This window comes from Nocardiopsis valliformis DSM 45023 (genome assembly GCF_000340985.1).
GTDB lineage: Bacteria > Actinomycetota > Actinomycetes > Streptosporangiales > Streptosporangiaceae > Nocardiopsis > Nocardiopsis exhalans.
On record NZ_ANAZ01000013.1, the window covers coordinates 122,977 to 136,591 of the forward strand.

At 69.7% G+C, this 13,615-nt stretch carries 15 protein-coding genes; 4 read left to right on the top strand and 11 right to left on the bottom strand.

Annotated features, from left to right (window positions below):
* The first annotated feature begins 190 nt into the window (after nucleotides 1-190).
* On the top strand, nucleotides 191-997 hold the full coding sequence (locus D457_RS0114280) for an HAD family hydrolase (protein ID WP_017581350.1): 807 nt from the start codon (nucleotides 191-193) through the stop codon (nucleotides 995-997).
* A gap of 263 nt (nucleotides 998-1,260) precedes the next feature.
* On the opposite strand, the gene D457_RS0114290 is transcribed toward D457_RS0114280, so the two are convergent.
* The 7 genes from D457_RS0114290 to D457_RS0114320 all read right to left on the bottom strand — a co-directional run bounded on the left by D457_RS0114290 (nucleotide 1,261) and on the right by D457_RS0114320 (nucleotide 7,600).
* On the bottom strand, nucleotides 1,261-2,202 hold the full coding sequence (locus D457_RS0114290; protein ID WP_017581352.1) for an NAD-dependent epimerase/dehydratase family protein: 942 nt from the start codon (nucleotides 2,200-2,202) through the stop codon (nucleotides 1,261-1,263).
* Nucleotides 2,203-2,429: 227 nt separating this feature from the next.
* A complete protein-coding gene (locus D457_RS34765; protein ID WP_013155353.1) occupies nucleotides 2,430-2,528 on the bottom strand; it encodes a 30S ribosomal protein bS22 in 99 nt (32 codons plus the stop codon).
* A gap of 219 nt (nucleotides 2,529-2,747) precedes the next feature.
* Nucleotides 2,748-3,383 (bottom strand): histidine phosphatase family protein, encoded by a 636-nt coding sequence (locus D457_RS0114300; RefSeq protein WP_017581353.1) that lies wholly within the window; start codon nucleotides 3,381-3,383, stop codon nucleotides 2,748-2,750.
* A 73-nt stretch (nucleotides 3,384-3,456) separates the two neighbouring features.
* The gene (gene hemL / locus D457_RS0114305; protein ID WP_083926759.1) at nucleotides 3,457-4,752 is read right to left on the bottom strand and encodes a glutamate-1-semialdehyde 2,1-aminomutase; all 1,296 of its coding nucleotides are present in this window, start codon (nucleotides 4,750-4,752) and stop codon (nucleotides 3,457-3,459) included.
* 76 nt (nucleotides 4,753-4,828) lie between these two features.
* Entirely contained in the window at nucleotides 4,829-5,395 is a 567-nt protein-coding gene (locus D457_RS0114310) for an RloB family protein (RefSeq protein ID WP_017581355.1), read from the bottom strand.
* Nucleotides 5,392-6,771 carry an AAA family ATPase gene (locus D457_RS0114315; protein ID WP_017581356.1) on the bottom strand — a complete coding sequence of 460 codons (1,380 nt, stop codon included), beginning with the start codon at nucleotides 6,769-6,771 and terminating at the stop codon, nucleotides 5,392-5,394. The genes D457_RS0114310 and D457_RS0114315 overlap by 4 nt, the downstream gene beginning before the upstream one ends.
* 166 nt (nucleotides 6,772-6,937) lie before the next feature.
* A complete protein-coding gene (locus D457_RS0114320) occupies nucleotides 6,938-7,600 on the bottom strand; it encodes a phosphatase PAP2 family protein (protein ID WP_017581357.1) in 663 nt (220 codons plus the stop codon).
* A gap of 271 nt (nucleotides 7,601-7,871) precedes the next feature.
* On the opposite strand from D457_RS0114320, the gene rraA reads away from it, so the two are divergent.
* Nucleotides 7,872-8,354, top strand: coding sequence for a ribonuclease E activity regulator RraA (gene rraA / locus D457_RS0114325; protein ID WP_017581358.1), 483 nt, complete (start codon nucleotides 7,872-7,874; stop codon nucleotides 8,352-8,354).
* Between the two features lie 69 nt (nucleotides 8,355-8,423).
* Here rraA and D457_RS0114330 read toward each other — a convergent pair whose 3' ends face one another.
* Genes D457_RS0114330 through D457_RS0114345 form a run of 4 tightly spaced genes read right to left on the bottom strand, consistent with a single transcriptional unit; the run spans nucleotide 8,424 to nucleotide 11,426 of the window.
* The gene (locus D457_RS0114330) at nucleotides 8,424-9,008 is read right to left on the bottom strand and encodes a hypothetical protein (protein WP_026116650.1); all 585 of its coding nucleotides are present in this window, start codon (nucleotides 9,006-9,008) and stop codon (nucleotides 8,424-8,426) included.
* 5 nt (nucleotides 9,009-9,013) lie between these two features.
* The gene (locus tag D457_RS0114335; RefSeq protein WP_017581360.1) at nucleotides 9,014-9,772 is read right to left on the bottom strand and encodes a hypothetical protein; all 759 of its coding nucleotides are present in this window, start codon (nucleotides 9,770-9,772) and stop codon (nucleotides 9,014-9,016) included.
* Complete coding sequence (locus D457_RS0114340; RefSeq protein WP_239646104.1) at nucleotides 9,769-10,704, bottom strand: ABC transporter ATP-binding protein; 936 nt, start codon at nucleotides 10,702-10,704, stop codon at nucleotides 9,769-9,771. The genes D457_RS0114335 and D457_RS0114340 overlap by 4 nt, the downstream gene beginning before the upstream one ends.
* A complete protein-coding gene (locus tag D457_RS0114345; protein ID WP_017581362.1) occupies nucleotides 10,701-11,426 on the bottom strand; it encodes an SdpI family protein in 726 nt (241 codons plus the stop codon). The genes D457_RS0114340 and D457_RS0114345 overlap by 4 nt, the downstream gene beginning before the upstream one ends.
* Before the next feature lie 203 nt (nucleotides 11,427-11,629).
* Between D457_RS0114345 and D457_RS32555 the strand changes: the two genes are divergently transcribed.
* Nucleotides 11,630-12,949 (top strand): sensor histidine kinase, encoded by a 1,320-nt coding sequence (locus D457_RS32555; protein ID WP_017581363.1) that lies wholly within the window; start codon nucleotides 11,630-11,632, stop codon nucleotides 12,947-12,949.
* A complete protein-coding gene (locus tag D457_RS0114355) occupies nucleotides 12,946-13,608 on the top strand; it encodes a response regulator (protein ID WP_017581364.1) in 663 nt (220 codons plus the stop codon). The genes D457_RS32555 and D457_RS0114355 overlap by 4 nt, the downstream gene beginning before the upstream one ends.
* Nucleotides 13,609-13,615: the final 7 nt, after the last annotated feature.

The window sequence follows — 13,615 nt, forward strand, 5'->3', positions numbered from 1 at the left end:
CAGTCTCCGGGAAGATCCCGCAGAGTGGAGGCCGAAACCGGGTTCGACACTGTGATCTTCATCACCAGGTTTGGCGGCGTCGCGCAGTCGCCACACTCGGCCCGTAGGTGGTCATAAGCTCGCAGTACGCGGGGAGCGCCACCCCGGAGATCCGGAGGGTCGCCTCCCCCACCCAAGCCAGGAGAGAACCGTGTCACACGACGCCGTTTCCCCGAATCCGGCCGGCACCGGAGCCGCCTTCTTCGATGTGGACAACACACTGATGCGCGGCGCGTCGATCTACCACTTCGCCCGCGGGCTGGCCTCCCGCGATCTGTTCACCACCCGGGACCTGATGCGGTTCGCGTGGGGGCAGACGGTGTTCCGGGTGACCGGAAGCGAGCAGCCCGAGCACATCAACGCAGCACGCGAGGCCGCCTTGGCCTTCGTCGCCGGGCACGACGTCCAGGACCTGGTCTCCCTGTGCGAGGAGATCTACGACGACACCATGGCCGACCGCATCTGGGAGGGCACCCGCGCGCTCGTGCAGGGCCACCTGGACGCCGGGCGGCCGGTGTGGCTGGTCACCGCGACCCCGGTGGAGCTGGCCCAGATCATCCGTCGCCGCCTGGGGCTGACAGGTGCGCTGGGCACCGAGGCCGAGAGCATCGACGGGGTGTACACGGGACGGCTCAACGGCGACCTGCTGCACGGCCCGGCCAAGGCCGTGGCGGTGCGGGCGCTCGCCCACAAGGAAGGGTGGGACCTGTCGGCCTGTTCGGCCTACAGCGACTCCTCCAACGACCTGCCGCTGCTCTCCCTGGTCGGCGACCCGCACGCGGTCAACCCGGACGGGGACCTGCGCCGGTACGCGCGCACCCACGAGTGGCCGGTGCACGACTTCCGCAGGCACCGGGCGGCACTGAAGGTGGCCGTGCCCGCCGCCGTGGCGGGCGCCGTCGCCGGAGCCGTGGCGGTACGCGCCGTCAGACACCGCAGATCCCTCACCGCCCGCTGAGGGCAGCGCCGGTGTGAACCGCGCGGCACGGCGGGGTGCTCGGGCAGCTGGCTGTGGTCGTGTCGATCGGGGGCTCGGAGCTGGCCCGGCGGACGGCGGTGTCACTGCCGACCGTCAGCGAACTGGCCGGGGGCCTCAGGCGCGCGGGGATCATGGTAGCGGAGGAGAACCCGCACATCCTCCGTGATCTTGCTACCAGAAGCGAAATCGGCGCCGAACTTGCTTCTGGTAGCAAGATCACGTGGGAAGGGGCGAGATCCGTTCTAGCGGCCCAGGGTGGCACGGGCCAGGGCGAGGACGTGGACCGGGCGCAGACCGGCGCCTCGGTTCCGGGGGGAGCCGCCGCGGCTGTGCGCGTAGGACTCGAAGGCCTCGGCGGAGCTGTAGGAGGGCGCCCAGTCCAGGGCACGGCTCAACGGGGCGGGGTCCAGCCGGGAGGCGGTCAGGCCCGCTCCGACCGCGCGGGCGGCGCTGGAGCTGGCGTAGTCGATCCGGCCGTGCTTGGCCACGCCGCGCAGCACCCTGAGCCCGCGTGCGGGAACCGGGAAGCGCTGGCCGCCGATACGGCGCAGGCAGTGGGAGAGCGGGACGGCGTCCGCCGCGGAGACGTCGAAGAAACCGGTCCGGTCGCTGAGCGCCATGCGCACCAGCGCCTCGGCGCCGTCGTCCTCGTGCAGGAACTGCACGCGCGGGTCGCGGCCCATGACGGTGGGCACGACGCGGGAGTCCATGTAACGGGTGAGCGGGGTGTCCACGGACGGACCGATGAGGTTCGCGAACCTGAGGACGGCCACGGACAGGTCAGGGCGGCGGCGCTGGAGACCGCGGGTGTGCCGCTCGACCTCGGCGGCGTCGTCGGCGTCCAGGGTGGCGCTGGAGCGCACCACGAGACGGTGGACGGTGGCGGAGCGCTGGGCCGCGCCCAGTACCCGCATGGTGCCCAGGAGGTTGTCCTCCCGGTTGGGGCCCTTCTCGGTGTCCAGGCCCAGGTGCAGGACCAGCTCCGCGCCGGATTCGGCGACGATGCGGTCCAGGCTGCCGTCGTGCAGGTCGACGTGCTGGTACTCGACCCCCGTGGTTCCGCTCGGTGGCGGCGAGGAGTCCGCGCCGATCAGCCGGCGTACACCGGGCTCCTTGCTGAGGGTCTGCGCGACCCCGGCGGCGAGGGGGCTGGAGACCCCGGTGACGAGTACGACACGAGCCATGGCGACACGTTCCTTGGAAGGAGACGGTAGTGGTCCGGATGGCCCGCGGACCGTTCACCCGCTTGGGGTGAACCGGCGACCGCGACCCGTGAAACACAACAGTGATTCACCCAGAAAATTCCATTGCCCGGCAAAGAGCCGGGCAGGGAAAGTGAAGTGTCTCCGCGTCCGGGGCGTGCCTGGGCCCGCCCGCGCCCGCGGAGAGACGACGTACGCCGCGAACGGTCCTACTTCTTGTTGCGACGAGCCACACGCGTGCGCTTGAGCAGCTTGCGGTGCTTCTTCTTCGCCATCCGCTTACGGCGCTTCTTGATGACGGAACCCATGGGATCACCTTCTCGCTGACGAGTGAGTACGGACATGCCGAACCACTGGTGACGAACACCGGCTGGCTCGGATGCGGTTGCTGGGCTCGCCCGGGCACACGCGCGCGCGGCGCGGGTGGCCGGTGCGACCGGGGCGGGCCCCGGGGAGGACGACGCTCACTAAACGCACGTCTACCGCACCCGTGGCCCCAGCTTACCGCTACGGGCAACCCTGACGGGTCAGGCCCCGGGAAGCGACGGACCGTCACCGTAGAGCACGGCGGCCGGTTCGGCGTAGCTGACGCTGGCCAGCCGCTGATCCGCGAAGGTCAGCGACGTGACACTGGCGAGGTTACATTCCCGCAGGTCGGGTCGGTGCCACAGGCGCTTGCCCTCGGCAGCGCGGCGGGCCATCCAGATCGGCAGCTGGTGGCTGACACACACGGCCTCACGGCCCCAGGCGGCCCGGCGGGCGACCTTGATGACCTCGACCATCCGGTCGACGATCTGCTGGTACGGCTCGCCCCAGGAGGGTTTGAAGGGGTTGTAGAGCCGCTTCAGCACCTGGGGGTCGCGCGCGGACTTCTTGGACAGCGACATGCCCTCGAACTTGTTGGCCGCCTCGATCATCCGGTCGTCCAGGGTCACCGGGAGGCCGAACGCCTTCTGCAGCGGCTCCGCGGTCTCCTGGGTGCGGTCCAGCGGCGACGAGAACAGGGCCGCGATGTCGTGGCCCTCGAACCAGTCGGTGGCCATCTCCGCCATCCGCTGGCCCCGGTCGCTCAGGTGGTAGTCGGGCAGCCGACCGTAGAGGACCTTCTCGGGGTTGTACACCTCACCGTGCCGAAGCAGGTGGACGACGGTGGTCGTGGTCATCGTGGCAGTCTTTCTGTCCGGGGTACGGGCACTGTCCGTGGTGCGGGCATCAGCTCAGCCCTGAGCCTGGGTTTCAGCCCTGGGCCTGAGCCGCGGCCCGAGCGGCCTTGGGCAGCGCCGCGACCACTCTGTCGATGGCGGCCTCGTCGTGGGCGGCGGAGAAGAACCACGCCTCGAACGCGGCGGGCGGCAGGTAGACGCCCTGTTCGAGCATGGCGTGGAAGAACGCGGCGAACACCTTGGTGTCCGTGGTGCGGGCGCTGTCGAAGTCGGTGACCTCCTGGTCGGTGAAGAACACCGTGAACAGGTTGCCGCCGCCCTGGACCCGGTGGGTCACGCCCTCGGCGCTGAGCGCCTTGGAGATCTCGGCCTCGACCTGCGCGGAAACGCTGTCGATGTGTGCGTAGACCTGGGGGGTGGCGCCGCGCAGGGTCGCCAGACCGGCCGCGGTCGCCAGCGGGTTACCGGACAACGTGCCCGCCTGGTAGACGGGGCCGTTCGGGGCGAGACGGTCCATGATCTCGGCGCGGCCGCCGAAGGCCGCGGCGGGGAGACCGCCGCCCATGACCTTGCCGAAGGTCATGAGGTCGGGGGCCAAGCCCTCCAGACCGAACCAGCCGGAGGCGCTGACCCGGAAGCCGGTGAGGACCTCGTCGAGGATCAGCAGGGCGCCGTTGGCGTGCGCGATCTCCTTGAGCCGGGTGTTGAACCCGGCCTTCGGCGGGACGACGCCCATGTTGGCGGGGCAGGCCTCGGCGATGACACAGGCGATGTCGTCGCCGTGCTCGGCGAAGGCGCGCTCGACGGCCTCGACGTCGTTGTAGGGCAGCACCAGGGTGTCGGCGGCGCTGGCCCCGGTGACGCCCGGGGAGTCGGGGAGGGCGAACGTGGCCAGCCCGGAACCGGCTGCGGCCAGCAGGGCGTCGACGTGGCCGTGGTAGTTGCCGGCGAACTTGATGATCTTGCTGCGGCCGGTGAACCCGCGCGCGAGGCGGATCGCGGACATGGTGGCCTCGGTGCCGGAGTTGACCAGGCGGACCTTCTCCACGGGGGTTCGCTCGACGATCAGCTCGGCGAGCTCGACCTCGCCGGGGGTCGGAGCACCGTAGGAGGTCCCGGCCGCGACCTGGCTGTGGAGGGCCTCCACCACCGCCGGGTTCGCGTGCCCGAGGATGAGCGGCCCCCACGAGCAGACGAGGTCGACGTACTGGCGACCGTCGGAGTCCGTGAGGTAGGGGCCTTCGCCCTTGACGAAGAACGGCGGAGTGCCGCCGACGGCGCCGAACGCGCGCACGGGCGAGTTCACGCCGCCGGGAACGACGGCGGCCGCCCGCTGGAAGAGCTCTGCTGAAGTCTGTTGAGTACCCACCTCACCAGTGTGTCAGCTGTCCCCTCCCCCGCGACCGTGACCCGCCTCGCAACGCGTCCGGCGGTGTCTGAGCGCCTCAGCCGCGCAGAATCGCCCGCACGAGTCTGTGGACACCGGTACTGGGGTCCGTTCCGGGGGGAAGGCGTTCGGCCCGTTCCAGGGCGTCCTGGAGTCCGTCCGCAAAGTCCTCGAATCGTGTCCGCCCCTTGCCCCAGTTCGGGAGGAGGGCTTTCAGGGCCTTCTCTGCTTTGGCTCCGCTCATGAGAGCCGCGCGTTGGTCGGTGAGGTGGAGGAGCAGCCAGGCCTCGAAGGTGGGGGTGGAGGCGGCCGTCCGGATACCGTCTTGTCGAGCCTTCTCACAGAGAACAGCGACGTCCTCTCCGTCGGTGTCGAAGACCGCCCAGATCTCGGCGTAGTTGCTCCGCTCTGCTTCTTGGGCCGTACGGATCACTCGTTCCCGCTGCGGGTGCTTCGCCTGACGGACGTGCACGGCATGGATCTGAATATCGGGGTGCCCGCGCATCGTGTCGAAGTAACGCTTCTCGGTCTCGCCTTCGCAGACGATCAGGTAGATCCTGCGTTTTCCCCAGTCGACAGCTTTTTGACGCCCCAGTGCACTTTGGCGTTTGGCTCGCTTGCTCACCTGGGCACGCCTTCCGGATCGAAGGCCCTGGTTTCGACATCCCCCTGGCTGAGTGCGTCTCGCAGAGTGGACTCATCGATGTCCGGAACCCCTCCATAGCGCCCCACCAGATAGCGTCTTGCGCGGTTGTCCTCGCCTCTGGGTTTGAAATCGCTGAGAGGGTAGAGAGTGGTCTGTCCGCGTAGGTCTTTCTCCACGAACCAGACATGATCCCGCAGAAGGACCCGCTCTCCCCGGATCTGCCCGAGGAGCGCCGCGTCATGGCTGGTGAAGATGAGCTGCGCGCCATGAGGGTTCCTCACCGTGTCCTGGAAGAGAGCGATCACCTGCGCGGAGAGATGTGGGTGCAGGCGGGCATCGATCTCGTCCACCACCAGAACCCCACCGGCTTCGAGGACACGCTGTACCTCATAGCCCAGGACGGTGAGTGTACGGGTGCCCTGGGATTCCTCCTCCCAGGTGAAAGGGCGCACAGAGGGATCACCGTGGTGAAAGAGGAGCCGGGGGGGTGGTCCGCTCGTCTGCGCGATCATTGAGGAGGCAGCCGAAAAAAGTGAGGGATCACCTTCGCCGCGCGCGATCTTCTCCGTCTCCTCCTTACGCAGGTCGTCCCACTCCTCCGGCGGTACCACCCGTCCCTCCAGGGAGACGAACACCCCTTCGGTGTTCCTTGGCCACGTCTTCAGCTCAACGGAGCGAACGCCGGTGTCAGCCGAGCGCAGAAGCTCGCTGAGGCGAGTCAACTGTTCCTGGGTCACCTGTCGTTCGGTCACCCACGCGGGAGGCTCCGAACTCCTCTCCTCAGCGAAGAACAGTTCTTCGGAGAACCACCGGTACACCGGCTCGACCACCTCGTTGAGAGCGCGCGCGGCAACCGTCAGAAAGAGCACGTTAGGGCTGGTGAGGTCCTTGACCTGGCGGAGCTTGGCGGGGGTGCGGTCGCCGAACTCGAACTCCGCGCCGTCTCGATCGAAGACGACGCGCTTGCGACGCTTCGGATAGGTGTAAAGCCACTCCTCGAGAACCTGTGCTCCGTTGATCGAGAAGCCATAGGTGTGACGCACCCCGGAGAGCATCAGGTCGACGACAAAGATGGAGGGTTCCGTGGCGGCTTCGGCGTTCAGCGCGAAGGGCTCCCTGTGGATACCGCTGCCAGGCTCTCCGTTATTCAAGGACCAACGAACGAGGTCCTGCATGAAGGAAAGCGCGTCGAGCAGGTTCGACTTGCCGGAGGCGTTGGCACCGAAGATGCCCGCGACGGTGACAGCTTCCCAGTCAGCCGATTCGGGACGGGCGTCGTCGTAGGTGGGGGTAAGGAGGAGCTGCTGCTCCTCACGGATGGACTTGTGGTTCTCCACGCGGAAACTCAGCAACATCGCGAACTTCTCCCCTCCCTGAGAGTGGCTTGGCCGCTCCTTGCGCGGAAAAACCACACAAACTCAGGATGCCACGGCCCCATGGCCTACGCCCTGAAACCCGTGGCATACACGTGTGCCCCGCCGAAGGGTCGCGACGGGGCACATGTGCTGCGAAGGACCGGCCCTACACCCGGCTGTTGTGGTTCTCGCGGATCTGCTCGGCCTCGGGGCCCCGGGCGGGGGTTTCGGCCCGCAGGAGGGGGCGGAGGGTGTTGACCTCGGCGAGTTTGTCGACGAGGGCGGTCAACGGGCGGGCCGCCAGCAGCGAGACCAGGGTCGCGACGATCGCGCCGACGAGGAGGCCGACGGTGACGTCGTGCGGGTAGTGCACACCGACCACGACCCGGGAGAAGGCCTCCAGGACGGCGAAGATCGCGATGACCACGGCGATGCGCCGCCAGGCGAGGATCAGGGTCGCGGCGGCGGCCCCGGCGATGGCGGCGTGGTTGCTGGGGAAGGACCAGTCACCAGCGGGCGGGCAGGTGGCGATGGCCGCCAGGTCGGTCATGGCCTGGCAGGGCCGCTCCTGCGCGATGATCCCCTTGATGGTGTTGCTGACCAGGTAGGCCACGATCGTGGCGACAGGGGCGAAGAGGGCCAGGCCGACCGTCCGGGAGTCGATGGACCTGGCACGCCACCACGAGGCGAGGAACAGGATCGCGAACACGCCCAGGAGGAGCTCGGTCCCCAGGTCGAAGGCGTGCTGGACCCAGGGGTCGAACTCCGCGACCGAGTCGACCACGGCCCGCGACCAGGCGGCACTGACGGCGAAGATCTCGGAGAACATCTCTCTCCATTGGGATCGTTCGGGGAGAAGAGCCGCTCGGGCAGCAGGGGAACGCTGGGCGGCTTCCCGGTGACGGGACTCCCACGAATGGATGACGGGAAGGTTCTTATCCTGTCACCTGCTGGACCCCCGTAAGTCCGTCCAGAAGCGATTTCGACGAAAGACACGGGCGGTACCGACCAAGGAGACACGCGCCCCGGCCGCACCCTCTCGTGGTACCGGCGAGTAACTTTGGCCTGGTCCACCCGCTCTCTCACAGACCGGAGCTGTCATGGCCACGAACTTCACCACGGCGGACCTGATCGACGATCACGGCGACACCCTGCGCAGCTGCTCCACGCAGTTCCAGCAGTACGGCAAGCACGAGGTGTTCTCCGGGCCGATCCGCACCGTCCGCTGCCACGAGGACAACGGCCTGGTCAAGCAGGTCCTCAACTCCCCCGGCGAGGGCGCCGTCCTGGTCGTGGACGGCAACGGGTCCCTGCGCAGCGCCCTGATGGGCGACATGATCGCCGAGGCCGCGGTGCGCAACGGCTGGGCCGGGGTGGTCATCAACGGCGCGGTGCGCGACACCGTCGCCCTCGGCCAGCTGGAGCTCGGGGTGAAGGCACTCGGCTCCAACCCCCGCAAGTCCCTCAAGGACGCCGCCGGGCGCCAGGACGTCCCGGTGACTTTCGGCGACGTCACGTTCGTCCCTGGCGAATGGCTCTACAGCGACCACGACGGCATCGTGGTCAACGCCGCGAAGGTCTAGGCGCAGCGCCCGATCCGGGCACACCACCCCGCCGTTCGCCCAGAACCCGGCAGAACGTTCGGCGGGGTGTCACTTGCGCTCCTCGCCCTCCGTTTCGGTGGCCAGGCGGTGCAGGCGCTCGATCTCCGCCAGCGGGTCCTCGGCGCGGATCGACCTGAGCGCCTCGGTCTCGATCCGCACGCGCCCCACCGTGTCGGCGAGTTCGGCGTTGGACCGGTTCGCCTCCTCCTGCGCGAGGTAGGAGCGGATGTGGGCGAGTACCCGGGAGATGACAGCGGCGCGGCGGCGCAGCTGGATGAGGAGCTCGGGTTCGTCCCCCGCGCGGGACTCCTCGAAGGCGTCCAGCTGCTGGTCGACCCGGGCGGCGTGGCGCTCCAGGTCTGCCAGTTGCTGGCGCAGTTCCCCGGTGGGCGCTCCCACGGCGGCCGCGCGCTCCAAGAGGTCGTGGGTGATCCGGACCTGTCGCCCCAGGCCCACGGAGTGGGTGCCCGCGGGGGCCGTGGGCGCAGGACGAGCAGGAGGATCCTTAGGCCCCGTCCCGATCTCCCGGGTCGCGCGTCTGGCGGTCTCGACGGCGAGGACGATGCCCCCGCCCAGCACGACCACCCCCATCAGGGAGAGCAGGACGAGGACGCCGACGAACAGCGGAGTCATGGCGGTCATACCTCACGGCGGGCGCTGAGGCGGATCGCCAGGCCCAGGAACACCAGGGTGAGAACGGCGGTCACCAGCGCCATCGGCACGAAGTCCAGGGCCGTGGCGCCCGCGGTCAGCGCCGCCTGTCCCTGGAACAGTCCGCTGGGACCCAGGTGGGCCAGGAAGGGGATCTGCCCCACCACCAGGACCGCCACCAGCGCGAGCAGGGAGAAGCCCGCCGTCGCCAGTGTGCTGACCGTGAGGGTGGACACCAGGGCCACCAGCGCCGTCGCCATCAACAGGTAGAGAGCGGTCAGGAGCGCACCCAGCAGGGTCGGACCCAGGGGCAGGGATCCGAAGAGCAGCGAGGTCGTCCCCCACGTGACCAGGGCCCCCGCCAGGAAGGCCACGCCGGCCGCCAGGGCGGGGAGGGCGAAGCGCGGCAGGATCAGGTCCGCCGCGCCCGAGACCCGGGAGCGGTAGAAGACGGCGCGGCCCGGGCTGAAGTCCACCGACAGTGAGGCCGCCGCCATCAGGACGAGCACGAGCACGCCCAGGGGAGCGGCGAACTCCATGTAGCCGCCCAGGGCGTCGACGGCGGTGATCTCCGGCAGGTCGGCCACCAGCCCCATCCCGGGGTCGGCCATGTTCACCAGGTCCTCGGTGAAGTAGCCGAGCACGGGGCCTGCGACCCCCGCCACCGCGCAGAGCAGTACAAGGCCCAGGAGCGAGTGGGTGCGGAGCAGTCGGCGGGCTTCGAGCCGGTACAGGGCGCCGTTCATCGGCTCCTCCTGTTCGTGAGGGAGAGGAAGGCGGATTCGAGGTCGGCCTCGTGACCCGTCATGGCGACGAGCGGGATGCCGTGTTCGGCGAGCAGCCGGGGGACGCCGAGCTCACCGTGCTCGGCGTCGGCGGCCTCCAGGTAGACGCAGTCCGGTTCCACCGGGGCCGCGGTGGTGACCCAGGGCTCGGCCCGCAGGAGTTCGGTCAGCCGCTCCGCGGAGCCGCGCACGCGCACGTGCCAGGCGCCGGGGCGGCCCCGGTCGGCGATGTCCGCCACCGGTCCCTGGTAGACCAGCCGCCCCCGGACCAGGACCGCGACGTCGTCACAGACCCGTTGGACGTCACCGAGCAGGTGGCTGGCCAGGATGATCGTGCAGTCGTCGCGCAGCGACGTGATGAGGTCGAGGACGTCCACCCGTCCCTGGGGGTCCAGCCCGGAGGCGGGTTCGTCGAGGATGAGGACGTCCGGCTGACAGACGAGGGCGGCGGCCAGGCCCAGCCGCTGGCGCATACCGCGGGAGAAGCGGCCGTTGCGGCGGTCCGCCGCCTCCGACAGGCCCACCCGGGTCAGGGCGGCGGCCACGTCCCGGTCCGTCACCGGCACACGTGCGATGCGCGCGCTGAGCTCCACCACCTCGGCGGCGGTCAGCCAGGGCTCGAAGTCGGGAACGTCCGGGCAGAGCACGACGCGTTCGGCGGCACGGTCCACGCGTCCGCTCCCGGCTCGCCGGGTGCCCGCGATGACGGACAGGAGCGTGGTCTTTCCGGCTCCGTTCGGGCCGACGAGCCCGAGGACCCGGCCCCGCGGCACGGAGAGGTCGACGTCGAAGACCCCGGCGTCCGCGCCATAGGAACGGGTGAGTTTCTCGGTGGTGAACACGTTCGCGGCGACTTCGGTTTTTCCGTTGTGCATAGTTCTCCCGATATTCATGCTTTACTCCTGGACTCGTTCCGCCAGCTCTGGTCGCCCACGAACGGGAAGGCGCAGCCGAGCAGGATCGCGGGCATCATCAGCACGCCCATGAGGACCGACCACAGAGTCCCCGGTACCAGGAGTCCGACGAGCCCGGTGACCACCCCGGTCAGCATGAGGCCGACACCCACCGGCCAGCGCGCCCGCTCCCACCAACGGACGGCCACGCTGTCGAGACCGTCCCTGGTGCGCATGAGCGGCACCGTCAGTCCCAGGGCGACCGAAAAGGCGGCCATGAGCAGCACCACCAGGTGTTCGGTGGAAAGCGGCAGGTCGCGCCCGGCCTCGCCGTGGAGCACGATCACGTGGACGGCCAGCATGAAGGCCCCCATCAGCACCAGGAATAGGTCCATCAGCACCCGGACCCGGCGCCCCGACCACGGTGTCGGCAGCTGGAGCGACCGCTGGAACCGCAACCCGACGCGCGACCCGAGGGCCAGGACCGCGACCAACAGCAGAATGACCCCGGGCATCGCCGCGGCGAACAGCCAGCGCGGGGTCAACGAGGGTTCGCCGTCGAGCCCGGCCCTCCCGCTGGGGACCATCTCCGGAAGCTCCGGCCACAGCCACAAACTCACCCCGGCCCCGGCCAGCGCTGCCAGCGAGGCCACGGCCACACCCGTCCACGGGGCCGGGACTTGCTCCTGTTCAGCGACGTTTCCCGTCGCGCTTTCCGCCATTTCTCCACCGACTCCCGAATCGCTTTTCACGGCTTCGGACAACACGTTAGAAAAACCCCGCGGAATCCACATCGACCCCGTGGCACGCCCCGGTCACGCACCCGCACAGGCCCCGAACATGCCAGAGGTCATGGTCAGGCCGTGCCTGAATCCATGACCTCTCTCCACCCTTGAGCGGAACCCGTCACGATTACTCTCGAAGTATGCGGAAGAACGATTCCCTGCCCGATCTCTCCTCCTGGATCGCGCTGCGCGAGGACCGGGCGCCCCGAGTGCTCGACCTGCTGTTCTGGGGCACGGTGCTGACCACCGCTCTGACCTTTGTCGCCGTGTTCACCACCGAAAACGTCAAAGAGGAGCTCAGCAGCCTCGAACCACATCTGGCGGCGGCCATCCTGACCAGCGCGGGCGCCCTGCTGTCCGCCCTGGTCCTGTGGCCCTTCCTGCCGTGGTCCCCGAGGGCGTCGTGGCCGCGCAAGGCCGCGAGCGCGCTCTTCCTTGTGACCGCGCTCGGCGCCGTGTTCCTCGGCCAATCCACCATCTTCCTGCTCGTGTGTGTGGCCTCGATGAACGCGGTGGCGGTCTTCGGGCTGGCCGGGCTGTTCGGTTACGCGGCCCTGGCCGCCGGGTCGTCCCTGATCATGGTGGCCGTCGTGCCTGACAACGGCCTGGCCATCAGCCTCGTCTACGCGGCGGGGACGCTGTTCCTGGTGTTTCTGTCAGGCATGGTGTTCATCGGCCTGGTGGTCGCCTCACAGCGCGCCGAACGCACCCGGGGCCTGCTCGCCGAGCTGGAGGAGGCCCACGCCGAACTCCGCCGCCACGCGGACCGGGTACGCGAGCTGACCGTCGCCGAGGAGCGGGCACGTATGTCACGGGAGATGCACGACAGCACCGGGCACTACCTCACCGCGCTCACGATGTGCCTCTCGAACGCCCTGCGCTTCCGCACCGCCCGCCCCGATGCGGCTTGGGACGAGGTCGAGCAGGCCCGGGAACTGGCCCGGGAGGCCCTCACCGACACCCGCCGCTGGGTGCGGGCCCTGCGCCCGCTCCAACTGGAAGGGCGCGCCGGCGCGGCGGCCATGCGGGCGATGGCGGAGTCCTTCGACGGCGGCGGGGTGCAGATCGCCTTCACCGAGTCCGGGAGCTGGCCGGAGCTGTCCCAGGAGGCCGAACTGGTCTGTTACCGGGCGCTCCAGGAGGGGCTGACCAACGCCATGCGGCACTCCGGCGGCGACCGGGTCGAGGTGGCGGTGGCGGCCTCCCCGGAGGGGGTTTCGGTGACGGTGGCCGACAACGGCGGCGGCGCCGAGGAGGCGGCGGCCCGGAGCGGGTTCGGGCTGCGCGGACTGCGCGAGCGGGTGGCCTCGGTGGACGGCTCCGTACACGCTGAGAACCTGCCCGGGGGCGGGTTCCAGCTCCGGGTGACGGTCCCCGCCGGGGCCGCGGGCAAGGGTGGGGGCACGGGCACGGCTCCGACCGGCCGTACCGCTACGGTTACGGCTGGAGGTGCCGTGTGACGCCGCTTTCGGTACTGATCGTGGACGACCAGATCCTGCTCCGGCAGGGGCTGCGCAAGCTGCTGGAGATCGAGGAGGGCATCGAGGTCGTCGGGGACGCCGCCGACGGGGTGGAGGCCCTGGAGTTCCTGACCGCCGCCCCACCCCCGGACGTGGCCCTGGTGGACGCCCGTATGCCGCGCATGGACGGGATCGAGCTGATCGGCCGGATGCGCGCCGAACACCCTGGGGTGCCCGCGGTCATCCTCACCACCTTCGACGACGACGAACTCGTCTTCGGCGGCCTGCGCGCGGGCGCCCGCGGCTACCTGTTGAAGGACGTACCGCCCGACGAACTGGTGCTGGCCATCCGCCAGGCGGCCCGGGGCGAGACGGTCCTGGGTGGCCCGGCCGCCGACCGCCTCGTCGCCGCCCTGGGCCGGTCAGGTGCCCCCGCCGAGCCCGTTCCCGAGGCCGCTCCCGAACCACCGCCGTCGCTGTCGGACCGGGAGTGGGAGGTGGCCCGCCTGGTGGGTACGGGCGCCACCAACCGGGAGATCGCCCGCGCCCTGTTCATCACCGAGGGCACGGCCAAGAACCACGTCACCAACATCCTCCGCAAGCTGGACCTGCGGGACCGCACCGCCCTGGCCCTGTGGGTCGGCCAACACGGCGGCTGACCCGGGC

Bases quoted from the DNA above. Each gene is read 5' to 3' on its own strand.
- D457_RS0114290 (WP_017581352.1), bottom strand. From the start codon at position 2,202: ATGGCTCGTGTCGTACTCGTCACCGGGGTCTCCAGCCCCCTCGCCGCC.
- D457_RS34765 (WP_013155353.1), bottom strand. From the start codon at position 2,528: ATGGGTTCCGTCATCAAGAAGCGCCGTAAGCGGATGGCGAAGAAGAAG.
- D457_RS0114300 (WP_017581353.1), bottom strand. From the start codon at position 3,383: ATGACCACGACCACCGTCGTCCACCTGCTTCGGCACGGTGAGGTGTAC.
- D457_RS0114315 (WP_017581356.1), bottom strand. From the start codon at position 6,771: ATGTTGCTGAGTTTCCGCGTGGAGAACCACAAGTCCATCCGTGAGGAG.
- D457_RS0114320 (WP_017581357.1), bottom strand. From the start codon at position 7,600: ATGTTCTCCGAGATCTTCGCCGTCAGTGCCGCCTGGTCGCGGGCCGTG.
- rraA (WP_017581358.1), top strand. From the start codon at position 7,872: ATGGCCACGAACTTCACCACGGCGGACCTGATCGACGATCACGGCGAC.
- D457_RS0114330 (WP_026116650.1), bottom strand. From the start codon at position 9,008: ATGACTCCGCTGTTCGTCGGCGTCCTCGTCCTGCTCTCCCTGATGGGG.
- D457_RS0114335 (WP_017581360.1), bottom strand. From the start codon at position 9,772: ATGAACGGCGCCCTGTACCGGCTCGAAGCCCGCCGACTGCTCCGCACC.
- D457_RS0114340 (WP_239646104.1), bottom strand. From the start codon at position 10,704: ATGAATATCGGGAGAACTATGCACAACGGAAAAACCGAAGTCGCCGCG.
- D457_RS0114345 (WP_017581362.1), bottom strand. From the start codon at position 11,426: ATGGCGGAAAGCGCGACGGGAAACGTCGCTGAACAGGAGCAAGTCCCG.
- D457_RS32555 (WP_017581363.1), top strand. From the start codon at position 11,630: ATGCGGAAGAACGATTCCCTGCCCGATCTCTCCTCCTGGATCGCGCTG.